The 23,209-nt window shown below is 58.2% G+C and carries 19 protein-coding genes; 6 read left to right on the top strand and 13 right to left on the bottom strand.

Annotated features, from left to right (window positions below):
* Window positions 1–18 precede the first annotated feature (18 nt).
* The 8 genes from prfB to QEN43_RS10720 form a co-directional block, all read right to left on the bottom strand.
* Window positions 19–1,117, bottom strand: a protein-coding gene (gene prfB / locus QEN43_RS10755; protein WP_156912865.1) for a peptide chain release factor 2 whose coding sequence is annotated in 2 segments (ribosomal slippage) — window positions 19–1,041 and window positions 1,043–1,117 — 1,098 coding nt in all. Because the reading frame shifts where the segments join, the coding sequence is not laid out codon by codon here.
* A gap of 96 nt (window positions 1,118–1,213) precedes the next feature.
* Complete coding sequence (locus tag QEN43_RS10750; protein ID WP_026611463.1) at window positions 1,214–1,534, bottom strand: non-heme iron oxygenase ferredoxin subunit; 321 nt, start codon at window positions 1,532–1,534, stop codon at window positions 1,214–1,216.
* 24 nt (window positions 1,535–1,558) lie between these two features.
* The gene (sufU, locus tag QEN43_RS10745; RefSeq protein ID WP_026611464.1) at window positions 1,559–2,011 is read right to left on the bottom strand and encodes a Fe-S cluster assembly sulfur transfer protein SufU; all 453 of its coding nucleotides are present in this window, start codon (window positions 2,009–2,011) and stop codon (window positions 1,559–1,561) included.
* Window positions 2,011–3,234: a cysteine desulfurase gene (locus QEN43_RS10740; RefSeq protein WP_235726736.1), complete on the bottom strand. Its 1,224-nt coding sequence runs from the start codon at window positions 3,232–3,234 to the stop codon at window positions 2,011–2,013. Before QEN43_RS10740 ends, sufU begins: the two co-directional genes overlap by 1 nt.
* Window positions 3,235–3,320: 86 nt before the next feature.
* Entirely contained in the window at window positions 3,321–4,634 is a 1,314-nt protein-coding gene (gene sufD, locus QEN43_RS10735; protein WP_317963231.1) for a Fe-S cluster assembly protein SufD, read from the bottom strand.
* Between the two features lies 1 nt (window position 4,635).
* Window positions 4,636–5,394, bottom strand: a complete 759-nt coding sequence (gene sufC, locus QEN43_RS10730) for a Fe-S cluster assembly ATPase SufC (protein WP_317963230.1) — start codon at window positions 5,392–5,394, stop codon at window positions 4,636–4,638.
* Window positions 5,395–5,439: 45 nt separating this feature from the next.
* Window positions 5,440–6,885, bottom strand: a complete 1,446-nt coding sequence (gene sufB / locus QEN43_RS10725; RefSeq protein WP_026611468.1) for a Fe-S cluster assembly protein SufB — start codon at window positions 6,883–6,885, stop codon at window positions 5,440–5,442.
* Between the two features lie 18 nt (window positions 6,886–6,903).
* A complete protein-coding gene (locus QEN43_RS10720; RefSeq protein WP_026611469.1) occupies window positions 6,904–7,365 on the bottom strand; it encodes an SUF system Fe-S cluster assembly regulator in 462 nt (153 codons plus the stop codon).
* 226 nt (window positions 7,366–7,591) lie between these two features.
* Between QEN43_RS10720 and QEN43_RS10715 the strand changes: the two genes are divergently transcribed.
* Complete coding sequence (locus tag QEN43_RS10715) at window positions 7,592–9,295, top strand: L,D-transpeptidase family protein (RefSeq protein WP_051331939.1); 1,704 nt, start codon at window positions 7,592–7,594, stop codon at window positions 9,293–9,295.
* 263 nt (window positions 9,296–9,558) lie between these two features.
* Here the strand turns inward: QEN43_RS10715 and QEN43_RS10710 are convergent, their stop codons facing one another.
* The 5 genes from QEN43_RS10710 to recD all read right to left on the bottom strand — a co-directional run bounded on the left by QEN43_RS10710 (window position 9,559) and on the right by recD (window position 14,349).
* Entirely contained in the window at window positions 9,559–10,146 is a 588-nt protein-coding gene (locus tag QEN43_RS10710; protein WP_051331940.1) for a YcbK family protein, read from the bottom strand.
* Between the two features lie 299 nt (window positions 10,147–10,445).
* Window positions 10,446–11,129, bottom strand: a complete 684-nt coding sequence (mtnC, locus tag QEN43_RS10705) for an acireductone synthase (protein WP_317963229.1) — start codon at window positions 11,127–11,129, stop codon at window positions 10,446–10,448.
* Complete coding sequence (locus QEN43_RS10700) at window positions 11,126–11,686, bottom strand: 1,2-dihydroxy-3-keto-5-methylthiopentene dioxygenase (RefSeq protein WP_026611472.1); 561 nt, start codon at window positions 11,684–11,686, stop codon at window positions 11,126–11,128. Before QEN43_RS10700 ends, mtnC begins: the two co-directional genes overlap by 4 nt.
* Window positions 11,683–12,297 (bottom strand): methylthioribulose 1-phosphate dehydratase, encoded by a 615-nt coding sequence (locus QEN43_RS10695; protein ID WP_026611473.1) that lies wholly within the window; start codon window positions 12,295–12,297, stop codon window positions 11,683–11,685. The genes QEN43_RS10700 and QEN43_RS10695 overlap by 4 nt, the downstream gene beginning before the upstream one ends.
* Window positions 12,298–12,474: 177 nt before the next feature.
* Window positions 12,475–14,349 carry an exodeoxyribonuclease V subunit alpha gene (recD, locus tag QEN43_RS10690; protein WP_317963228.1) on the bottom strand — a complete coding sequence of 625 codons (1,875 nt, stop codon included), beginning with the start codon at window positions 14,347–14,349 and terminating at the stop codon, window positions 12,475–12,477.
* A gap of 91 nt (window positions 14,350–14,440) precedes the next feature.
* On the opposite strand from recD, the gene QEN43_RS10685 reads away from it, so the two are divergent.
* The 5 genes from QEN43_RS10685 (at window position 14,441) to QEN43_RS10665 (ending at window position 23,165) form a co-directional block, all read left to right on the top strand.
* Entirely contained in the window at window positions 14,441–17,689 is a 3,249-nt protein-coding gene (locus tag QEN43_RS10685; RefSeq protein ID WP_317963227.1) for a response regulator, read from the top strand.
* Window positions 17,686–19,536, top strand: coding sequence for a sensor domain-containing diguanylate cyclase (locus tag QEN43_RS10680; RefSeq protein ID WP_317963226.1), 1,851 nt, complete (start codon window positions 17,686–17,688; stop codon window positions 19,534–19,536). The genes QEN43_RS10685 and QEN43_RS10680 overlap by 4 nt, the downstream gene beginning before the upstream one ends.
* A gap of 925 nt (window positions 19,537–20,461) precedes the next feature.
* Entirely contained in the window at window positions 20,462–21,427 is a 966-nt protein-coding gene (locus QEN43_RS10675) for an IS481 family transposase (RefSeq protein ID WP_317963225.1), read from the top strand.
* A complete protein-coding gene (gene msrP / locus QEN43_RS10670; RefSeq protein WP_396661396.1) occupies window positions 21,417–22,349 on the top strand; it encodes a protein-methionine-sulfoxide reductase catalytic subunit MsrP in 933 nt (310 codons plus the stop codon). Before QEN43_RS10675 ends, msrP begins: the two co-directional genes overlap by 11 nt.
* Window positions 22,350–22,448: 99 nt before the next feature.
* A complete protein-coding gene (locus QEN43_RS10665; RefSeq protein ID WP_084162474.1) occupies window positions 22,449–23,165 on the top strand; it encodes a protein-methionine-sulfoxide reductase heme-binding subunit MsrQ in 717 nt (238 codons plus the stop codon).
* The last annotated feature ends 44 nt before the right edge of the window (window positions 23,166–23,209 follow it).

Genomic DNA, 23,209 nt, shown 5'->3' with positions numbered 1-23,209 from the left:
GGCGACCGACATCAAGCCTTACAGGCCGCTTTTCAAGCTGGCTTCGATGAACATGTCCAGATCGCCGTCCAATACGGCTTGCGGGTTGCCGCTTTCGACACCGGTACGTAAATCCTTGATCCTGGATTGGTCCAGCACGTACGAGCGGATCTGGCTACCCCAGCCGATGTCGGACTTGGACTCTTCCAGCTTTTGCTTTTCCGCGTTGCGTTTCTGCATTTCCATTTCGTAGAGCTTGGCCCGAAGCTGTTTCATGCATCGGTCACGGTTGGCGTGCTGGGACCGCTCGGTCTGACACTGAACCACGATGCCGCTTGGGATATGTGTGATGCGCACCGCAGATTCGGTTCTGTTGACGTGCTGCCCGCCGGCGCCACTGGCCCGGTACACGTCGATGCGGAGATCGGCGGGATTGATCTCGATATCGATCGAGTCGTCCACTTCGGGCGAGACAAAAACCGAAGCAAACGAGGTATGCCGGCGATTGCCGGAGTCAAACGGTGATTTTCTAACCAGGCGGTGTACGCCGGTTTCAGTCCGGAGCCAACCGTAGGCATATTCGCCTTCGAAACGGATCGTGGCGCTCTTGATACCGGCTACCTCGCCCGGCGACTCTTCGATCAGTTCGGTCTTGAAACCGCGCCGCTCGCCCCAGCGGAGATACATGCGTTCCAGCATTTCAGCCCAATCTTGCGCTTCGGTGCCGCCGGACCCCGCCTGGATATCGAGAAAGGCATTGTTCGGGTCCATCTCGCCTGAGAACATACGGCGGAACTCGAGTTCGGCGACTTGTTTCTCTAGGCGTTCGAGATCGGCGGCCACAGTATCCACGGTCGCTTCGTCGTCCTCGTCCACCGCCAGAGCGAGAAGTTCCTCGGCGTCGTTTACACCCTGTTCAATTCGAACCAGTGTGTTAACGACCGATTCGAGCTGTGTGCGTTCGCGTCCCAGGCTTTGGGCTTTTTCGGGGTTATCCCAGATTTTCGGGTCTTCGAGTTCTTTTAAGACTTCGTCCAGCCGCTCGCGTTTGGTATCGAAGTCAAAGATACCCCCTAAGAGCTGCCTGGCGGCTCTTCAAATCTTTGATTTGGTTATAGAGAGGATTGAGTTCGCGCATAGTTGAACAAGCTTTGATATCCAGTCAAAAAACTGGAATGGTACTACAGATGAGTCTCAAGAAAAAACGAGCCTTGAGACCGGGCTCGACCCTGGGTCAGTCCCAGCGCTCGTCTCGAACTTGGATCATGCCACGCTCGACCCGGACGGGAAAGCACGGGAGATCCTCATAGGCCGGGGGTTTTAGGACTTTGCCGGTTTTCAGGCAGAAGCGGGCACCGTGGCGGGGGCAAACGATCTCGCAGCCTTCCAGCCGACCGCTGGCGATCTCGGCGCCGTCGTGGGTGCAGACGTCTTCGATGGCGTAGTACTCACCATCGATCATGAACACGGCGACCTGCGTTCCGTCGACATCCACGACCACATGCTCGCCGTTTTGCAGGCTGCCTTCAGGGGTAACGTCGATCCAATCGGACATGAAACGCTTGCTTTCTATCCGGCTCTATTCGGTGCTGACGGTGTCCTTTTCATTCTTGAGCGCCGCTTGCAGCGAATGCCAAGCCAAGGTGGCGCATTTCACCCGAGCCGGGTAGGCGCGGACACCGGCCAGGACAGCGAGCTTGCCGAGCTCTTCGAGATTCACGGCGTCGTCTTTGCCCGTAGTGATGCGGTGAAAAATGTCGAACAAATGCTGGGCTTCTTCTTCGCTCTGACCCTTGACGAGCTCGGTCATGAGCGAGGCGGAAGCCGTCGAAATAGCGCAGCCGGAACCTTGGAAACTCACATCCTCGATCACGCCGTCGTTCACTTTGACGTAGAGCGTGATTTTGTCGCCGCACAACGGGTTGAACCCTTCGATTTTCCGATTGGCGTCTTCCATGACCCGGAAATTGCGCGGGTTGCGGTTGTGATCGAACACAACTTCCTGATAAAGATCCCGGATCTGCTCCAGCATCAGCCGAACACCTCGATGACTTTGCGAATGCCGTCCATCAGGATATCGATTTCCTCGAATGTATTGTAGAGACCGAAAGAAGCGCGAGCGGTCGCGGGCACGCCGAAGAAGTCCATGACCGGCATGGCGCAATGATGCCCGGCGCGGATCGCGATGCCGAGGTGGTCCAGAATCGTGCCGATGTCGTGGGGATGTATACGCTCCAGCGTGAAAGACAGGATCGCACCTTTCCGTTCCGCCGTGCCGACGATGGTCAGTTGGGGAATTTCGAAAGCCCGTTCCGTAGCATACTGCAACAACTGGTTCTCGTACGCCGCGATCGCATCCATGCCGATGGTTTGGAGATAATCCACTGCCGCCCCCAAGGCAATCGCGTCGACAATGTTCGGCGTGCCAGCTTCGAACTTGAAGGGCAGGGTGTTGTACTCGGTCTTGTCAAATGTGACCCGGCGGATCATGTCGCCGCCGCCTTGGTAGGGCGGCATGGCTTCGAGCCATTTTTCCTTGCCGTAGAGCACGCCGATGCCGGTCGGGCCGTACAGCTTGTGTCCGGACAGGGCGTAAAAATCACAGTCCAGATCCTGAACGTCCACGGTCATGTGTGGTGCCGCCTGAGCACCGTCTAGAAGCACCGGAATCTCCCGGCTATGGGCGAGCTCGATAATCGCTTTGACCGGGTTGATCGTTCCCAGTGCGTTGGACATATGGACCACCGACACCAGCCGGGTGCGTGGCGACAGGAGTCGCTCGAACTCATCCAGCTGCAGGTCGCCGTTTCGGTCGATCGGAGCGACTTTCAGCTTGGCACCGGTTTGCTCGCACACCATCTGCCAGGGCACGATGTTGGAGTGATGCTCCATGGCGGTGATGAGGATTTCGTCGCCCTCTTTCAAAACGCTGCGGCCGAAACTTTGTGCCACTAGATTGATCGCTTCGGTCGTGCCGCGCACGAACACGATTTCATGGCTGTGCCTCGCGTTCAGGAATTTTTGCATCTTTTCGCGCGCGGCTTCGAAAAGATCGGTCGAGCGCTGGCTTAAGGTATGCACGCCACGGTGAACATTGGAGTAGTCGTTCTCGTAAACCCGGCGGATGCAGTCGATCACCGCCTTGGGTTTGTGCGTGGTTGCGCCGTTGTCGAGATAGACCAGCGGCTTGCCGTGTACCTCTTGGTGCAGAATCGGAAAGTCTTCACGAATGCGCGCAACGTCATAGCCCGCCACGTTCGATGGGGCTTTCAAGCTTGCCGTACCCGGGGCGGAATGAGCTGGATTCTGTGGCATGGCGGCCTGGGAAGCGTAAACCTTGTTCATAACCAATCTTTTCGGACATTGGATTGCGGCAGGAAAGACAACAGTTCGTCGTGAACTATTCTCCTGAGGCTGTTGAGTCCGATTTTTTCGACCATCTCGTTGGCAAAGGCGAATATGAGCATGTTGCGCGCCGTTGCTTCATCCACGCCGCGTGATTCGAGATAAAAAACGGCCTCCGGATCGAGTTGCCCGACGGTTACACCATGGGAGCATTTTACGTCGTCGGCGTGAATTTCGAGCTGCGGCTTGCTGTCGATTTCGGCGTCTTCCGACAAGAGCAGGTTGCGGTTGCTCATTTCGGCGTCGGTTTTCTGGGCTTCTGGGTGAACGACGATGCGTCCGGAAAAGACGCCCCGCGCACGATTCGCGGCGATGCCTCGGTAGGTTTCACGGCTGGTGCCGCAGGGTGCCTTATGACGGATGAGAGTGTGGGTATCCAGATGCCGCCGTCCGGTCGCGAGAAACAATCCGTCCAATTCACACGCCGCCTCATGGTCCAATTGAGCGTGAATCTCGGTACGAGCCACGAGGCCGCCGAAAGCGAGATGATGCTGACGGAATCGTGCCGAGCGTGCCTCTAGCGCGTAAATCCCGCCGAAGTGATAGCCCTTGACGGTTTCGCTCTGGAGCTTGTAATGCTCGAGTCCCGCATTTTCGCCCACTGAAACCTCGGTGACCGAGGCGGAGAGATAACTCAAGTCTCCGGCACCCGCATAGGTTTCGACGAGGCTGGCTTCGGCATTCTGTTCCAGCGCAATGAGATTGCGGGTCACGGCCAGTCCGTCCGGGCGCGTCGAAAAATGAATCAGCTGCAAGGGTTTGTCCAGAATCGTGCCGGCCGGCACAAGCACGAAGGCACCGTCTCTGAAATACGCCGTGGTGAAGGCGATGAAGCCGTGAGCGTCTTGCGGAACCGCTTGGTTGAACAAGTCCTCGATCCGCTCGGGATACCGTTCCAGCGCACTGGCCAGAGACGTCGCGATAACGCCTTCGGGAAGTCCGTCGGTCATGGAATGTTCCGCAGAATACATGCCGTCGACGAAGACCAGCGACCAGGCATCGTCCAGACGAAGCCGCTCTAGATCGCTCGTGTCCGCCGCAACCGCAGGTGTGCCCATTGTGGGCACGAACAGCTTCTTTTCCAGCGCCGCGACATTAGTGTATTTCCATTCTTCCTCGCGCGGCGAAGGAAAGCCGCCGGCGGAGAAGCGGCTTTGAGCCTCTTCCCGCAACCGGCGCAGCCACGGTAGAGGCTCGCCGGGCAGGGCCAATGCCCGATAGTGTTCGACGTAGTGTTGAGCCGCGCTCATATCAGGCACCCGCGGAGATCAGTTGATCGACCCAGCCGTAGCCTTTCTTTTCCAGTTCCAGCGCCAGGTCGGCGTCACCCGATTTGGCGATTCGGCCGTGGGCGAGCACATGAACATAGTCCGGCTTGATGTAGTTGAGCAGGCGCTGGTAATGGGTGACCAGGATGAAGGACCGGTCCGGCGAGCGTAGGGAGTTCACGCCTTCCGCGACCAATCTGAGCGCGTCGATGTCGAGTCCCGAATCGGTTTCGTCGAGGATGCATAGGCTCGGTTCGAGCACCGCCATCTGGAGGATTTCGTTGCGCTTTTTTTCGCCGCCCGAAAAGCCTTCGTTCACGCCGCGGTACAGGAATTGTTCATCCAGGTTCACGGCCTTGATCTTCTCCTTGACCAATTTCAGGAAATCCATCGCGTCGACTTCGCTCAGGCCCTTATGTTTGCGGATGGCGTTCAGGGCGGCTTTCAAGAGATAAATATTGCTGACGCCGGCGATTTCCACCGGGTATTGAAAGGCGAGAAAAACGCCTTCCCGGGCACGCTCTTCGGGTTTCATCTCTAGAAGATTCCGGCCGAGGTAGGTTACGGTTCCGGCCGTGACTTCATAGCCCGCGCGGCCGGCCAGCACGTGCGACAAGGTGCTCTTGCCGGAACCGTTGGGTCCCATGATGGCGTGGACCTCGCCGGGTTTGATGTCCAGGTTGATGCCCTTGAGGATGGGCTTGTCGTCGACCCGGACGTGGAGATTCTCGATCTTGAGCATGAGTGATTTACCTAGATATATCTGTTGAATGGGCCGACCGGGATACTAGCCTACGCTACCTTCCAAACTGATTCCCAAGAGCGCTTGGGCTTCGACGGCGAACTCCATGGGCAGTTCCTTGAACACCTGCTTGCAGAAGCCGTTTACGATCATCGAGACGGCATCCTCGGCGGACAGGCCGCGTTGCATGCAGAAGAACAACTGGTCTTCGCTGATCTTGGACGTGGTAGCTTCGTGTTCCACCTGCGCCGTGGGCTGCTTAACTTCAATATAGGGGAAAGTATGCGCGCCGCAGCGATCGCCGATCAGCAGCGAGTCGCACTGGGTGTAATTGCGCGCGTTCTCTGCCGATTTCAGGATTTTCACCAGGCCGCGATAGCTGTTCTGTGCGCGGCCGGCGGAAATTCCCTTGGAGATGATGGTGCTTTTGGTGTTCTTGCCGAGATGAATCATCTTGGTGCCGGTGTCGGCCTGCTGGCAGTGGTTGGTGACCGCTACCGAGTAGAATTCGCCTACCGACTCATCTCCGCGCAGGATGCAGCTCGGGTATTTCCAGGTGATGGCCGATCCGGTTTCGACTTGAGTCCAGGAAATCTTGGATTTGCGGCCTCGGCAATCGCCCCGCTTGGTGACGAAGTTGTAGATGCCACCCCGGCCTTCCTCGTCGCCCGGATACCAGTTTTGCACGGTCGAGTATTTGATCTCGGCGTTGTCTAGGGCTACCAATTCCACTACTGCGGCGTGGAGCTGGTTTTCATCCCGCATCGGGGCGGTGCAGCCTTCGAGATAGCTGACGTAAGAACTTTCTTCCGCAATGATGAGGGTGCGCTCGAACTGGCCCGTCTTGGCGGCATTGATGCGGAAATAGGTCGACAGCTCCATCGGGCAGCGCACGCCCTTCGGGATGTAGACGAAGGAGCCGTCGGAGAATACCGCAGAGTTAAGTGCCGCGAAAAAGTTGTCACTGGGCGGTACGACACTGCCCAGGTACTCACGCACCAGGTCGGGATGATTCTGGATCGCTTCCGACATGGAGCAGAAAATCACCCCAGCCGCCGCCAGCTTTTCCTTGAAGGTAGTCGCCACCGATACGCTGTCGAACACGGCGTCAACTGCGACGCCGGCCAGCCTTTCCTGCTCGTAAAGTGGGATGCCGAGCTTGTTATAGGTTTCCAAGAGCTTCGGGTCGACTTCGTCGAGGCTTTTCGGTTGCTCCCGGGTTTTCGGTGCCGAGTAGTAGCTGATGGCCTGATAATCGATGGGGCCGTAGTGGACGAAAGCCCACTTCGGTTCTTCCATCTCGAGCCAGAGGCGAAAAGCTTTCAACCGCCATTCAAGCATGAACTCAGGCTCGTTTTTCTTGGCCGAGATGGCGCGAATCACGTCTTCGTTGAGGCCGGGCGGCAGGGTGTCCGCTTCCAGATCGGTGACGAAACCGGGCGCATAACCTTTCTTGATGAATTGATCCAGGGTTTTTACTGTTGCAGACATGAGGTTTACTCCGCCTCTTTATCTCGGCTGATAGTGAAGGGCGCTGACCGGAATGCGGATTTCCTCGGGCGCTTTCGTTAAGGGCATGACCATATCGGCCAGGCTGACGGATTCCAGAGCGGCACGGATCGCCCGGTTGATGACGCCCCAGTTGCCCCGAATCTGGCACGACGAGGACTGCTGGCACTGATCATGTTCGAGTCCGCATTCGGTGAGAGCGATCGGCCCTTCAAGGGCATAAATGATGGTCGCCACGCTGGTTTTAGCAGGCGATCGGGTCAATTGATAGCCGCCTTTGGCGCCGCGCGTCGATTTCAGGATGTCGGCTCTCGTGAGCGCCTTCAGAATCTTACTCACCGTAGGGATCGTGATACCGGTCGAATCGGCCAAATCGGTGGCAGCATAAGTGCGCTCAGGTTCTCTGGCCATATGTCCGAGAATGATGATGGCGTAATCGGTCAACTTGCTGATACGAAGCATGGGGACTGCCTTTTTCAATTAAGGACCATTTTAGTCCTGTATAAATCCCAAGTAAAGTACTAAGCTTTTGTTGTTTCGGGTGGTGTTCCGCGTCTTTAAGACGAGCGCGCTGCGAACGCGTTGCGCATACGAGTCAAGGTGGACCCTTTCGGCGTTATACTGTTGCGAACCCGCACGCAATTGCACCGTCTAATGGCGCGCTCATTGCCAGCAAGGAAAATACGTGATGATCAAAGCTTGTTCGCCCATAGGGGTTTTGTTTCAGTTTACCCTGACTATTCTGGTTGTCGGTCTCAGTACCGCGACCGTCGTTCCTGCTGCAGAACCGGAGTTCATTCCGGATACCCCTACGACTCACATCCGAAGCCTGCTTAAGGAAGGAACGCACCCAAAACTGCGCTGGGGCAAGTTTTCGGATTACCAGGTGCAATTGGAGCAGTTGTATGGCCAAAACGGCCTTCTACCTTTGTGGTTCAACGAGGGAAGGCCGACGCCGCAGGCTAAGGAGTTGGTGCAGAATCTGGCCGGCGCAGACAGCAAAGGCTTGAACGCTGAGGACTACGATGCCGAACTTTTGGGCCAGTGGCTGAGCGAGTTTGGTGAGAGAGGCGCAAATCCTCGGGAGATTGCCTCCGCCGATGTCGCCCTGAGTCTCGCGGCGATGCGGTATGTGTCGAACCTTTATATCGGGCGCATCAACCCGAACAACATTAATTACGGGCTCAACATCGAGCCTAAGCGGGTAGACCTACCCAATCTGATTCAGAAGATTGCACAGAGTCCCCAGCCCACGGCGATCATCGAGACCTTGGAGCCCACTTTTCCCATTTACGAGCGGCTCAAGGAAGCGCTATCACGGTATCAGCGCTTGGTCAAGGAAACCCCCCAAGTCCAGTTCTCCTTTCCGGCAAAGTTTAAGCCGGGTGATCGACACAAGGATGTACCGGCACTCAGGCAGCTGTTGCACGTTCTCGGAGACCTGGAAGAGATCAAACCTGCTTCCGCGAACTCCCAGGTGTACGGCAGCGAATTGGTGCAAGCGGTCAAGCGGTTCCAGCAACGCCACGGGTTGACACCGGACGGCGTTATCGGAAAAAGTACTCTGAATCAGCTCAACTTTCCTTTGACCGACCGACTGCGCCAGATTCAACTTGGCCTGGAGCGTCTCCGTTGGTTGCCGGAACGAATTTCCGGCAGCTATCTCGTGGTCAATATCCCCTCATTCCAGTTGTTCGGCTTCCGGAATGGCTCCGCTTTAGGAAAATCCGATCTCAAGATGAACGTCATCGTCGGTGAGTCCGTCGACGGACGCCATACGCCGGTTTTTCACTCCAACATGACGTATATCATCTTTCGCCCGTACTGGAATCTGCCGTACAAGATCACAGTCAAGGAGATGCTGCCGCAGATTCTCCGCAACCCGGGATATTTGGCTCAGCACAATCTTGAACTCGTCCCTAATTTTTCGCCCAATGCGCCCGTCTATGAGCCGACTTTCAGGAATATCGAGATGCTCTCGACCGGCGCGCTTAAGTTAAGGCAGAAGCCGGGGCCCAAGAACGCTTTGGGTTTGGTCAAGTTTGCATTTCCAAACCATAACAACATCTACTTGCACAGTACGCCATCGAAGGGATTGTTCAAGAAGGCCAGACGCGACTTCAGCCATGGCTGCATTCGGGTGGAAGACCCGGTGGGTCTTGCGGAATTCGTCCTGGCGGACCAGGGCGAGTGGACGCGCGAACGAATCGAGTCGGCTATGAATGGCAGTAAGCCGAAAACCGTTACCTTGAAGCACCCCGTGCCTGTTTACATCTTCTATTCGACGGTATTTGCCGACGAGGAGGGGTCTGTGAGCTTCTACGACGATATCTACGGCCATGACCTGATCCTGAGCGATCTATTGGCCAAGGGGTTCCCATATCCCTCATAACACGCCGCGCGGGCGAGGGGGATGCTGTAGCGACGGCATGTTTGCGCAAGGCGATATCCGCGGAAAACGGTCGGACGGAGGTCGGCCGGGTCCTACCCCGGACACATCTTTGTCGAGTTCGGGCGCGGCATGCGCCGCGCCTGTGTTCGGCTCTGCAGATCGGTTCCCAGTACTCTCGCCCCGTAGCCCAGACCCGAGAGACGGCGTAATCATTAAGCAGAAGAGGTAGGGCGCAGAACTCCCCTCTGGAGTTCTACACGGCCCTACCAGGAACGGACTCTGCCGGTGTCGAGATGAACGAAATCAGAACGCCGGTAATAGCCGACACCGCCCTGTTGTAGTGCGAGTGCCGCCTTTTGAACGGTGCGCGTGCTGATATCGCTCATGCGAAGGTCGATCGCCTTACCTTCCATGTGCAGGCTATGCTCCGCTACGCCGTGACTGATCTTGCGTAGCATCCGGTTCGTTTCCGGCGAACGGTAGCCGGAGAGGACATGGAACGTACCGCGACTGCCGGTGAAAACGAAGACGGCATAGAGCAGATCGATCAAAGCGGGGTCCATCGGGTAGACGCTGTTGGTCCGGTGGTCCCTCAAAAAACGATTGAACCGGCGCAAAGTCCGGCGGTCGTAGTACTGTTGCGGGCTACAAACGAGCGTTAGTTCTTCGCCAGTATTCAAATTGTAAAATGACAATTTGCGTTCTTTGCTGAAAACCTTGGCAAACGCATCAGCCGAGGGAAGAAGTAAAGTCCCCACCGCCGCCATTCCGGCGCGAGTCAAAAAAGCTCGCCGGGACAGGTTGGCCGTGGGCATTTGATACCCAGGATGAGAAATCGTATCTGTGCTCATATGCTCAGGTCCCTTTTTTAAACAAGGTCTTCGCATAGGCATCGACGAATTCTCCGTAGTCCCTTCTCCGCCACAAGCGTACGGAGCCGGGGAATTTGTCGATGCCCGGGTGAGCAGCAACCCGCTCACCGAAAAACGCGAACTTTACGTTTCGTGTCTTACGGAATCAAGCCCTAAAGTCACCTCCCAGCTGTAAGCAGTTTTCGTGCCAATATATATTCCGAACTTAAGTGTCTATGGTTCAATGATTACCGGCTCTGTTCGTATAGTGCTGGTACGATTCGTAGATGCTTCTTTTCTCATTGAGAAATATTGATGCCATCGAAATCCGCCGCTCGATTATGGGTAGCGGGACCCGAATCGGTGCCTTCGCGTTCCAGTTGACACGTCAAAAAGCCGACGGATTTTGCAGCGTCTAATTCGCCGGGGGTATCCGAAAGGAACAGAATGGAGGCCGGTGGCAAGCCTATGCGTCGAGCGATTTCCCGGTAGGACTCGGCTTCCTGTTTGGGACCGGTGCGGGTGTCGAAATACCCGGAAAACAATGGTGTCAAATCGCCGTATTCGGTGTGTCCGAATAGGAGTTTTTGAGCGTGGACGGATCCTGAAGAAAATACGTAGAGATCGATGCCCTGTGCTTTCCATTCCCTTAGCTTGCGCACGGCGTCCTCGTAGATGTGACCGCAAAAATCTCCGTTGCGGTATCCCTCTTCCCAGATCATCCCCTGTAATGCCTTGAGGGGAGCCGACTTTCTATCCTCATCGATCCAGTGTATGAGTTGCTCAGCCACTTGCGCCGCGCTCAGCTCCTTTTTTCCGCAGAGTGAGCGGACCTCTTCAAGCAACGTTGCTACCTCGGGATCGTCCGCATGACGGGTGACGAAATCCATCATACGCGCCCGGGAATAAGGGAACAATACGTCTTTGACAAAGGATATCGACGATGTAGTTCCCTCGATGTCAGTCAGAATGGCGCGGATCATACGTATCGGGTCAAGAATTGTTCGAAGCTTGGGAAGGTGCTGGCGATCCCGCTATCGGTAAATCGCGCTTTCCAGCCGTCGGGCGTTGTGAATAAGCGGATTGCCGTAAAATGGGGATTTTCTCCCATATCGAACCAATGTTTGAGGTTCGCCGGGACGCTGATGAGGTCACCCTGCTCGCAGAGCAGCACATAAACCTTGTCGTTGGGATGCAGATAAAAAAGTCCTCTTCCGTCGACGAAAAAGCGGACCTCGAAATCGTCGTGCATATGCTCGTTTAGAAACATGGCGCGCAACTCCGCTTTTTGGGGATGGTCCGGCCGAATGCTGACGACGTCGACAGAACGAAACTCGTAACGGTCGATCAATCGGTCGATGGATTCGCGGTAGGCTGCGATGATGGATTCCTGATCGGCGTCGGGAGACAGCTCTCGGTCGGCGGTCCAGCGTTCGAACAACACGCCGATTTCCCAAAGCTTCTGGGCGATGGCCTCGGGTTCGCGGATCACTTCGGCGTCGTCCGGACGATTTTCGGGGTGAATGGTCAGCAAGCTCATGGTGTTCCTACTCCGTGTAAGCGGCACTCGATATCAAACAAAAATTCCAGCGCTTCGACATGGCGCAGGGCGTCCTTTACCGAGGCGCCCCAGGTATAAAATCCGTGACCCGCGATGATATAGCCGTAGATGTCGCGGTGGAGTTCGAGGTACTCGTCCACTTTGAGCGCCAGCCGGGGGATGTTCTGATCGTTAGGGAAGATCGGAATGACAATGCGCGTTTCGTGGGTATCGATTCCCGGTAAGGCTTTCAGCAGTTCATAGTCCTGGAGTACCAGTTCGTCGCGGAAGAATCGAGAAATCACCGTGGCGCCGGGGGAATGCGGGTGCAGCACGGCACCGACATCCGGATAGCGGCGATAGATCGATGTGTGCAGCAAAGTCTCGGCTGACGGCTTTTTTCCGTCCAGGGAACGGCCTTCGGCATCGATCAGCATGATGTCTTCGGGCGTCAGCTCGCCTTTGTGGCGTCCCGATACCGTGATAGCGATGCGTCCGTCGCTGAGGCGGGCCGAGAAGTTTCCGCTGGTCGCGGGCACCCAGCCCCGGGCGTGAATGTAGCGACCGGCTTCGATCAATTCGCGGGCGCGCTGCTGGAATTCGTCGTGCATAGCTGGTCTTTGCCTTGCAGCAAAGGTCGGGATTGTAGTCGCCCTGAATGTTCTGCTCAATCCGGAAGTTTGCTCTGATATTGCCAAAAAAACGGGCACGCGGTCCCGGTTGGCGTCTGCAGTGTTCGGCGTGCTCCTTCATATACCCGCGTTCATCGCTGCAAACTCCACAATCGATTAGATATGCCTCCAGAGCCGCTCCCGAAGCCCGGACGATCGATCCGGAACACGCTTGATGGCTTCTTCCAGAATCTTCCGGGAGCCTAGAATTTCCACTCGGTGCCGTGCTCGGGTGATGGCGGTGTAGATCAGCGGGCGGTCCAGCACCGGGCTTTCGACGTCCGGCAGCGCCAGCAAGACCTCGTCGAACTCAGACCCTTGGCTCTTGTGTACGGTCATGGCGTATACACTTTCGTGTTCGGGCAGCCGAGCTGGTGCGAAGCACCGGATATGGCCGTCGGCGTCCTCGAAAAAAACCCTGAGTCCGGCTGCCGTCTCCAGCGTAATGCCGATATCGCCGTTGAAGATCCGGAGGTCGTAATCGTTACGTGTGACGATAACCGGACGCCCCGGATACCACCGCGTGCCACGGCGCAACCGCCGTACCTCGTGAAGCCGTTCTTCGAACAGCCGGTTAATCCCATCAGCCCCGCTGTCGCCTTCTCGGTGCGCGGTGAGCACCCGAAAACGGCCGAAGGCCCGGAGGACTGCCTCCACTTCGGCGCCCGAGTCCACGGCCGCGAAGAACGCCCGATAGCCGTTTTCCATTCTAGCGACCAAATCCGCCGGGCTGTGCCGCCGCGCCGGTTCCCAGTGAATTTCGGGATGGCGGCCACTCGAGAGTAAATCCACCGCGTCTTTCGCGCGCCCGGCGTTAATCAGCCGCGCCAATTGGCCGATGCCGCTTTCCGAACCAAAGCGATGGCTGTGAGTGAGCAGAGCGATGCAGTCGGAGAGGGCCGGTGTGAACAGATCGCCTGACGGAGTCTCGACCCCCGAGGCTGCATAGAGCCGTTCGCGAAACGCCGGGCTGTACCCGAAGGACCGACAAAGGTCGCCGAATACTGCGCCGGGCTCTACCGACGCCAACTGATCCTTGTCACCCAGCATGATCAGCCGGGCGTTTTTCGGCAGGGCGTCGACCAGCTTGGCCATCAGCGCCAGGTCGATCATCGAGGCCTCATCGACCACTAGCACGTCGAACGGCAGCGGATTCTTCCGGTTGTGGCGAAAATAAACGGAATCGGGTCTCGCGCCGAGCAGGCGGTGTAGGGTAGAAGCGGTTTCGGGAAGTGTGTCGCGCACGGCTTGCGATATCGGCAGCCTCGCCTTCTGTTCGCGAATGGCTTCCTGCAGCCGTGCTGCAGCCTTGCCGGTGGGCGCACTCAACGCTATGCGCAAGGGCTTATCTCCGGCCTGGGATTGGAGAGCGGCGAGTATGCGAACCACGGTCGAGGTCTTCCCGGTTCCGGGACCGCCGGAAATGACACAGAATCGCCTGAGTACGGCCACCGCCGCCGCCAACTTTTGCCGGTCAGGCACTTCGGTGTTATGGGCGAAAAGGAGGTCCAGCTCGGTCCGAAGCTTGCCTTCATCGATTTCCGGACAGGGACTTTCCGCGAGTGCCTTGAGGCTATCGGCCACAGTCTTCTCATAACGCCAATAACGCGTCAGGTAAAGACGGTTGTTGGCGTCGAGCACGAGCGGCGCGAAGCTGCCAGGTGATCCGATCAATCTCGATTTTCGGAGCGCAGCCAACCACTCGTCCAGGGTGGGCAGAACGACGGTGGCGCCGTCCTCGACGACCGCTTCGGAACCCGCGTAATCGTCGAGACGGAGACAGACCTGACCGTCTGCTACCGCCTGATAGGCGAGTTGCGCAGCCCAGCGGACCGCCTCTTCCGGGGTATGGTCCAGCCGGCTCAGGTAGGCGGCAAACTGTTTTCCGAGAGGCGACAGCTTGACGAGCGCCGGAGCGGCCATGGTCGATTTGGATGCCGGCGACGGGGGCGCCGATAAACTCGTGGGTGCGGCGAGGGCTTCGTGTTTCATGATCTCTGGATGCGGATTCGGCGAGCTTGATCGATGGGTGCAGTCCATCATCTAGACTTTGTACTGTGATCAATTCTAAAGCGCTAGCTGAATGTCAATACCGCAGGAAATCTCGCAACCGATCGATCCAAGGTTTCGGAGATCCCTCGCCTTCGGCGCCTTGGCGATCGGCCTGTCCGAATGTTTCATCCTGCTTTTGGCGGCTGCTCTGCAGCGGACCGGTATCCGTTTGAGCGTACTCGAACAGAGTGCGCTGAATGTCTTCCTGCTCGTTCTGATGTGCATTCCCATGCTCTGGTGGTTCATGCTTCGGCCTCTGGCCATGCACTTCCGCAAGGAGAAAAGGCGCATCGAGGATGACATGAAAGAGCATGCGGAGCTTCGCCGGTACGTCACGGCGCTCAAAGAAAGCGAGGCGCAGCTGATCCGCCTCAAACGGGCTATGGACGCGTGTGAGGAAATGATCATCATCACCGATTCCGCCGGTCGCATCGACTACGCCAATCCCGCGTTGACCCGCTTTGTCGGCTGCACGGAACAAGAACTTTGGGGTCGCACGCCAGACGTGCTAGACAGCCCTGATGCCGACCAGGCTACGCTCGCCGATATGCGGGCGGCCTTGCGACGCGGCGAATTCTGGTCAGGCCGGCTTCTGAACCGGCGCCGGGCGGCGTCGCCCGGCTGTGTCGAGGGCCAGGCGAATCCATCCAGCTCTCTGGATTACTGGGCCGAGATGAGCATCACGCCTATCCGCGGATCAGACGGGGCTCATCTTGGTTTCGTCCAAATCCAGCGCGACGTGACCGAGCGAGTAGCCAGGGAAAGCGCCTTGCTGCTGGAGAAGGAAGACGCAACGGCGCGCCTTCGGATCGCGGAAGTTTTGCAGCGGAAGGGATCATTGGAGGACCGGTTTACCCGTGTTCTCGATATCTTGTTCGAGCTTCGAGCGTTCGATGTCCAGCGCAAGGGTGGAGTGTTTTTGCGCTCGACAGAAGGGGATCACCTAGAGATGTTCGTGCGGCGCGGGCCTTTCAGCGAGGGATTCATGTGCAGTGAGAGGTGTGTTCCGTTGGGTTCATGTTTGTGCGGACGCGCCACAGTCTCGGGCGAATTGCTGGTTTCCGACGACTGCTTCTGCGATCCTCGCCACGAGCGTCGCTACGAAGGCATGCAGCCGCACGGGCACTACATCGTACCCATTGCATCCGGCGGTGAAAACCTGGGCGTATTGGTGCTCTACACCGACCCGCACCCGGTGCGGACGGAGGCCCGTCTCGTCATGCTCCGCCAGGTGGGCGAAATGCTCGCGCTCGCAGTCCTGGAGGAACAGACAAAAGCCTCGTTGAGGGCCGCCCGCGACGAAGCCCTTCGGGCGGCGCAGGCCAAGAGCGCGTTCCTCGCCAACATGAGCCATGAAATCCGGACGCCTATGAACGGTGTGTTGGGCATGCTGGAGTTGCTCAAGGACACGGATCTGTCCAGCGAGCAATGGGATCTGGTGCTGACCGCGGCAAACTCGGCGGAAAACCTGCTCGAGATTCTCAACGAGATTCTGGATTACTCCAAGCTGGAGGCGGGCAAGCTCGAACTCGAGCAAGTCGAATTCAACCTGGCGTCCCTGGTCGAGGATGTTTGCGCTCTGTTCGCCGCGCGTGCACACGATAAGGGGCTGGAATTGAATTGCTTCTTCCCGGCGGACTTGCCGCATTTGTGGCGGGGTGATCCGACCCGCATCCGTCAGGTGCTGACCAATCTCATCGGTAATGCGGTCAAGTTCACCGAGCAGGGGGAGGTCTCGATCGAAGTCAAGCGCGACGAATCGTCCTCCGGGGCGTCGGCGTTACGTTTCGACATCCGGGATACCGGCATCGGCATCGCCCCAGAAGCGCAAGCGCATTTGTTCCAGCCCTTCTCCCAGGCGGACAGCTCGATGGCACGGCGTTTCGGCGGCACCGGGCTCGGGCTGTCCATCTGCAAGCAGTTGGTGGAACGGCTGGGTGGCGCCATCGGGGTGGAGAGCGCACCGGACTGCGGAAGCCGCTTTTGGTTCACGCTGCCTCTCGAGTCGGTCGCCGCGGTCACAGGGCCAACTCCCACACTCGATTTGTCCGGGCGCCGCGTTTTGATCGTGGACGATAACGCCACGAACCGGCTCATCCTCAAGCATTATCTGACACATTGGGGACTCATTGCCCATGAAGCCGACCACGGCTCGGCGGCCTTGGCCGAGCTCGAAGCGGCCCAAAGCCGGGGCACGCCTTACGATTTGGTGTTACTGGATTTGCAAATGCCGGAAATGGACGGCATCGCTCTGGCGCGCGCCATGAACACCGATCCCGCTTTGAAACAGACTCCGCGCCTACTGCTGTCCTCGGGAGGATTGGCCGAGGAGGCCGAACGCAGGGCTTTCGGAATTGCTCGGAGCCTGCTGAAACCCGTGCGCCAATCCCAATTGTTCGATGCCATTTTGGACCTGTTCGAGACCCGAAGCCTCGCACAGGATCGCTCGCCCTTCAAGTCTCGTCCGGCGCTGCCCGATTACGGCAATTACCGGGTGCTGGTCGTGGAGGACAACAAAGTCAACCAGAAAGTGGTACTTGCCATGCTGGCCAAGTTCGGACTCACACCGGTGTTAGCCGATAACGGCCAGGCAGCCTTGGACCGGCTCACCGAAGCGCCGTTCGATTTGGTGTTGATGGACTGCCAAATGCCGGTCCTGGACGGATACGAGGCTACCCGCATACTCCGTGCCCGCGAACTCGCCGAGGGATCTCGGCGCACGCCGGTGGTGGCGCTCACTGCGCACGCTACGGCCGGGGAGCGGGAAAAGTGTTTGGCTGCCGGCATGGACGCTTATTTGAGCAAACCCGTCTCGCAGAAAGAACTTGCAGCGACCTTGGCGCGCTGGCTCGGCGACACGCCTGTACCGGATCAAGAAGCGTTTGATGACCTGCTATCGGAAAGGGTAGACGTTGGACCGACCGCGACTAGAGCGCCCGTTTGGGATCGGGAGGCCGTTCTGCGTGACTTGGACGGGGATGAAGAACTTCTCAATGAGTTGATCGATGCGTTTGTCGCCGAAGTCCCTGAGCAATTGACGGCTCTTCATGACGCTCAGGAGCGCTCGGATCTCGCGGCTCTCGCCGAGATCGCCCATGCCGTTAAAGGCATGGCTGGACACTTCCACGCGGAGGATCTTAGAGGCGCAGCGTTGAAACTGGAACACATCGCCCGGATGGCGAAATCAACCGATTACGCGCGCTTGGTAGGCACTTTGGCGGAGGCCGCCGCTCGCCTGATCGAGGACTTGAGCCGAGCGAGGAGCGCGGAAATATCATGAATACATTCAATTTTCACGAGCTCAAGGCCAGTGAACGGTTGCCGACTCCGTCAGGAACCGCCTTGGCCATCATGAAGCTGGTTCAACGCGAGGATGCGACGGCTCAATCTATGGCGGAACTGATTCAATCGGATCCCGCGCTGACCGGAAGGATTTTGCGCCTCGCCAACTCGCCGGCCATCGGTGCGCGCAGGCCCATTGTCGCCGTGATGGACGCGGTATTGATTCTGGGCATGAACGTGGTTCGCCAGTTCGCTTTGAGCCTGTCGCTAGTAGCGGGTTATAGCCAAGGGCGCTGTAAGGCCTTCGATTACGCGGGGTACTGGGCGATGTCCCTGGCACAAGCCGTCGCTCTTCAGGAAGTGACTGCCCGCAAGCGGACCGTGGCGCCGGAAGAGGCCTTTACCATGGGGCTGCTCGCCGAGATCGGACGCCTCGTGCTGGCGACGGCCTGGCCGGAAGACTACAGCGATTGTTTGGAACGTGCACAGGGCGAACGCCTGCTCAATCTGGAACGGGAACGTTTCGCCATCGACCATCGCAGCCTGAGCATCATGTTGCTGGCCGATTGGGGATTCCCTGAGAACTTCCTGCAAGCATTGAGGCTGAGTTTCGACTCGGCTCCAACGGACGGTTCGCGCGCCGGCACTCTGGCCGGCCAACTGAATTTCGCGCGCGAGATCGCTCATTACTGCCTGGCGGAGCAAGCCGGTCGGGAGGTTCTCTTGCCGAGATTGCAGACCCAGGCCGCGAATCACGACTTCGACGAAAGGACTCTGACCGAAATCCTGGAGTCCACGGAAGCGCAATGGCGCGAGTGGGGGAATCTGATCGGCGTCGCGACCGATCTCCGGCAATCCCCGCCAAAACCATCTGAGGTGGAAGAACGGCCGCTCTTGGGGCTCGACGTGCTGCTGGTCGACGACGACCCGATGACGCTCGCTCGACTTTCCAAGCAGTTGGGCGCTTTGGGGCATCGCATCGCCACCTGCCGGGACGGCGAGTCCGCGCTGAAGCACGTGCTGGAACACAAACCGCAACTCGTCATCACCGATTGGCACATGAAGCCCATGGACGGCCTGGCCTTGTGCAAGGCGCTGCGCGCCTCGGCGTTCGGCAAGACGCTGTATCTCATCATGCTGACCGCGACCGAAGACGAGGATGCGCTGGTGAAGGCTTTCGATGCCGGCATCGACGACTATGTCGTCAAACCGCCGAGCCTCAGAGTGCTCAATGCCCGCATTCGGGCCGGTCAACGGATCATCGCGCTGCAGCAGGATTTGGCTCAGGAGCGTCAGGAAATCGAGCGTTTTTCGGCGGAATTGGCGGTCGCCAACCGCCGCCTCGAACTCATGGCGAATACCGATCTGCTCACCGGGCTGCCGAACCGGCGCTACGCCTTGGACCGACTGGAGCAGGAATGGTCGACCGCGCTCCGGGTCAACCGTCCGTTGAGCGTCATCATCCTGGATTTGGACCGGTTCAAGTCGATCAACGATACCTTCGGCCACGATGTCGGCGATCAAGTCCTCGCCCATGCGGCCAAGGTCATGCGTGATGCCGTGCGTGCCAGCGACGTCGTCTGCCGGATGGGCGGCGAGGAGTTCTTGGTCATCGCCCCCAACACCGACAGCGCCGCCGCGCTTCATCTGGGCGAGCGGATACGCGCCGCCATCGAGCGGCATCAACCCACGAAGCTCGCCTTGTCCTTTCCGCTGACCACGAGCATCGGCGTGGCGAGTTCCACGGATGCCACGACCGACTGCAAAACCCTGATCAAGCGGGCTGATCAAGCTTTATTCCAGGCCAAGCAAGGCGGCCGCAACAGCGTGAGACAGGCTTCGTAGCGGTTTCATCTCGGTCCGTTTCGCTGCGCCCTGCTCGTGCGATTCAAGGCTGTAACGGTAGATGGACCAGTCTTGGCGCAAGCTTGCGCGACGACGCTTTGCTCTGCCCCCAATCAAGTCCTTGGTGGCGCGCCTGCCTTAGAGCATTTTCATTTTGTTTATACGGTAAGCCTACGTTGCGGAAATCATTTAGCCGTAGTGGAAGTAGGGTGTGGTGAGCGAAGCGAACCGCCCTTCGACCTCGCTCAGGACAGACCCTTCGACTTCGCTCAGGACAGGCACCGTTCGAGCAGAGATAACCGGGGCCTATACGACCTCGAGGAGGCGTTTTACCGTCCCTGGTTCTGGATTCCGGCGATCCCTGCCGGAATGACGGCTTTGTGGAGTGACATGAGCGAGGTAGGGCGGATTACGGCCTAGCGGGCCTATCCTGAGTCCTTCGACGAGCCTGTCCTGAGCGTGTCGAAGGGCTAACCTGCCTTCACTCACTTTCCTTTCCCTCGGTTACCTTTCAATGAAGATGAAAACGCTGTAAAAGCCCGCTCGCTTCCGAACGGCAAGCAGCGGTGCTAACGTCCTTCGGCCTTCGCTCTCTGGCGCCACACCATGCCGATTATTGCTCTCGGTACCGGGGCGCGGTGCTGGAAGGGGGGCGAATGGCTAAATCCCGGCGATGTGAGAATCGCGCGAAAGAAGGATCAAGAACGGCTACGCGCGAGTCGAATGTACGCGCCCATCGAGCGTGTCCGAGACTTAAAATAACGTCTGGCCACGCTTTCTCACGCCCGTCCGTTCAAGAGGTAAGCGACATGCTGATTAAGTGTCGCGTCTCGTGTGATTATTTACCGAGAAAGAGTTATGCTCTGTTTGAAGCCCGGAGCCTTCTCCAGGAGATATTCGGTCCGTCCAAGTGAGGTTCCTCTCCATGCAGATTCGTCTTCATAAAAATGCCCGTACCACCCCGGCGGTTCGGCAGGCCATTCAAGCGTCCACGTTGAGCGAGCGCGCCTTGGCCCAAAAGTACGGCGTCAGCCGGACGACCGTCCGCAAGTGGAAACGCCGCTCCTCGGTCGAAGATGCCTCACACCGGCCCCACACCCTCAGGACCACGCTCACGCCCGCCCAGGAAGCCATCGTGGTCTATCTCCGTCAATCCCTGCTCCTCCCCTTGGATGATCTCCTGGCCGTAACCCGAGAGTTTCTCAATCCCGACGTGTCCCGTTCCGGACTGGACCGCTGCCTGCGCCGCCACGGGGTGGCCTCCCTCAAGGCCCTGCTCCCCCCTGCGGAGAAGACCACGTTCAAGCCTTTCAAGGTCTACGAGCCCGGCTTCCTTCACGTGGATGTCAAGTACTTGCCGGCTATTGACGGCGAACCTCGCCGATACCTGTTCGTCGCGATCGACCGCGCCACCCGCTGGGTGTATGTCGCCCTCAAGCCCAACCGCACCGCCTTAAGCGCAAAGGCCTTCCTCAAAGCGGTGATTCAAGCCGCGCCTTTCCGCATCCAGAAATGTCTGACCGACAACGGCTCGGAGTTCACCGACCGTTTCTTGACCCGAACTCGCCAGCCCTCCGGGACGCATGAGTTTGACCGCCTCTGTACTGAACAAGGCATCGAACATCGCCTGATTCCGCCTCGTCGGCCCCAGACCAACGGTCTGGTGGAACGCTTCAATGGCCGCATCGAGGAGGTGTTGCAAACCCATCACTTCGATTCAACCGCCGATCTGGAAACGACCTTGCACCGCTATGTCGACCTGTACAATCATCACATTCCTCAACGGGCCTTAGGCCATCTCACCCCGATTCAGGCGCTCAAAAACTGGCAAACGTCCCATCCCCATCTCTTTCGCAAGAGGGTTCACAATCTTGCGGAACTTGACAATTAAGAAGCCCTCCGATATCCGCCCCTCGGAAATCACCCCGCGCGAGCTGTTTTACGGCCGGAGGCGGTTCCTGCAACTCGCGGCCGGGACCTCGGCTCTGGCTCTCTTGCCGCGGGGGCTCGAAGCCGGTGAGAAGCTACCCATGGTCCGGAAGAGCGATGATGTGTTGCCGGACAAGGTCACGCCTTACGAGGACATCACCCACTACAACAATTTCTATGAGTTCGGCACCGACAAGGAAACGCCCGCCAAGCTGGCCGGGAGCCTGAAAACCCGGCCCTGGACGGTGGCGGTGGAAGGCGAAGTCCGCAAGCCCAAGATCTACGATATCGACGAACTATTGAAACTGGCGCCGCTGGAAGAGCGCATCTATCGCCTGCGCTGCGTGGAGGGCTGGTCCATGGTGGTGCCCTGGGTCGGCTTTCCTTTGGCGGAGCTGATCAAGCGCGTGGAACCGACGGGCAATGCCAAGTTTGTGGAGTTCACGACCTTGTTGGACCCCGAGCAGATGCCGGGCCAGCGCTCGGCGGTGCTGGACTGGCCGTACGTCGAAGGCTTACGCATGGACGAGGCCGTGCACCCTTTGACTCTCCTCGGGGTAGGGCTTTACGGCGAAGTCCTGCCCAACCAGAACGGTGCGCCAATCCGGGTGGTCGTGCCTTGGAAGTATGGCTTCAAGAGTGCCAAGTCTATCGTGCGCATCCGTTTCGTGGAGAAGCAGCCGGTTTCCACCTGGATGAAAGCGGGTCCCAAGGAATACGGCTTTTACGCCAACGTGAATCCGGAGGTTGACCATCCCCGTTGGAGCCAGGCCAAGGAACGCCGCATCGGTGAGTTCTTCAAGCGCCCGACGTTGCCTTTCAACGGTTATGGTGATCAGGTGGCACAGCTTTATGCGGGGATGGATTTGCGCAAGTATTTCTAGGGCGGCTCGTGCCGGGTCAAGTAGGTCGGCAACCCTTTGCCGGCAAAGGCGTCGGGAAGGGATTCCCGACCGCTTCGTTTAAACGTCATGCGTCATGAAATGAATATTCGAAATCCCCATCCCAAGACGATGGCCGTCCTAAAACGAGGGATCTTTTTGCTGGCATTGATCCCCCTGTTAAAGCTGATCGGCCTTGGCGTGCTGGGTGAACTGGGGGCGAATCCGATCGAGAAAATCACCCGGACCACGGGTTATTGGACACTGACGCTGCTGCTTGTGACCCTGGCCGTGACGCCGCTCCGGCGGCTTTCCGGCTGGCCTTGGCCGGGACGGTTCAGGCGGATGCTCGGGCTTTTCGCCTTCTTCTACGGATGCCTTCATTTTCTCAGCTATCTGGTCCTGGACCAGTTCTTCGACTGGCCCGCCATCATCAAGGACATTGCCAAGCGCCCCTATATCACAGTGGGATTTGCCGCTTACTTGCTGTTGTTTCCCCTCGCACTCACCTCGACTGATGGGATGATCCGCCGTCTCGGCGGTAAACGATGGCGGGCGCTGCACCGCCTGGTCTATCCGATCGCCGTGGCAGGGGTCCTACATTTCTGGTGGCTGGTCAAGAAAGATATCTCCAGACCCGGCGTCTTTGCCGCGATCCTCATCGTATTGCTGGGATTTCGGCTGCTTTGGGCGGTCCGGATGCCGGGGGGCGGAACCTCGAACCGGAAAGCGGTGGATGCCGAAAGATTCGATTCGAAACGGCGTCCGCCGTACCGCCAAGTCTCGGAAGGAAACGCTCATTCGGAGACTTTGCCGTGATTTGTAGAGAGCGGGGCGAAATGCGGGACGATGCAAGGAATCGT

The organism is Methylocaldum szegediense (assembly GCF_949769195.1).
In the GTDB taxonomy this organism is placed as follows: domain Bacteria; phylum Pseudomonadota; class Gammaproteobacteria; order Methylococcales; family Methylococcaceae; genus Methylocaldum; species Methylocaldum szegediense.
Note: the sequence above shows the minus strand (reverse complement) of the source record. Positions and strands in the feature narration are given on the sequence as shown.

Coding starts and splice junctions, on each gene's coding strand:
- QEN43_RS10695 (WP_026611473.1), bottom strand. CDS start 12,297: ATGCACGACGAATTCCAGCAGCGCGCCCGCGAATTGATCGAAGCCGGT.
- QEN43_RS10710 (WP_051331940.1), bottom strand. CDS start 10,146: ATGAGCACAGATACGATTTCTCATCCTGGGTATCAAATGCCCACGGCC.
- recD (WP_317963228.1), bottom strand. CDS start 14,349: ATGAAACACGAAGCCCTCGCCGCACCCACGAGTTTATCGGCGCCCCCG.
- QEN43_RS10680 (WP_317963226.1), top strand. CDS start 17,686: ATGAATACATTCAATTTTCACGAGCTCAAGGCCAGTGAACGGTTGCCG.
- sufC (WP_317963230.1), bottom strand. CDS start 5,394: ATGCTCAAGATCGAGAATCTCCACGTCCGGGTCGACGACAAGCCCATC.
- QEN43_RS10715 (WP_051331939.1), top strand. CDS start 7,592: ATGATCAAAGCTTGTTCGCCCATAGGGGTTTTGTTTCAGTTTACCCTG.
- sufD (WP_317963231.1), bottom strand. CDS start 4,634: ATGAGCGCGGCTCAACACTACGTCGAACACTATCGGGCATTGGCCCTG.
- sufB (WP_026611468.1), bottom strand. CDS start 6,885: ATGTCTGCAACAGTAAAAACCCTGGATCAATTCATCAAGAAAGGTTAT.
- sufU (WP_026611464.1), bottom strand. CDS start 2,011: ATGCTGGAGCAGATCCGGGATCTTTATCAGGAAGTTGTGTTCGATCAC.
- QEN43_RS10750 (WP_026611463.1), bottom strand. CDS start 1,534: ATGTCCGATTGGATCGACGTTACCCCTGAAGGCAGCCTGCAAAACGGC.
- QEN43_RS10665 (WP_084162474.1), top strand. CDS start 22,449: ATGAATATTCGAAATCCCCATCCCAAGACGATGGCCGTCCTAAAACGA.
- QEN43_RS10720 (WP_026611469.1), bottom strand. CDS start 7,365: ATGCTTCGTATCAGCAAGTTGACCGATTACGCCATCATCATTCTCGGA.
- QEN43_RS10685 (WP_317963227.1), top strand. CDS start 14,441: ATGTCAATACCGCAGGAAATCTCGCAACCGATCGATCCAAGGTTTCGG.
- QEN43_RS10700 (WP_026611472.1), bottom strand. CDS start 11,686: ATGAGCTTGCTGACCATTCACCCCGAAAATCGTCCGGACGACGCCGAA.
- mtnC (WP_317963229.1), bottom strand. CDS start 11,129: ATGATCCGCGCCATTCTGACTGACATCGAGGGAACTACATCGTCGATA.
- QEN43_RS10675 (WP_317963225.1), top strand. CDS start 20,462: ATGCAGATTCGTCTTCATAAAAATGCCCGTACCACCCCGGCGGTTCGG.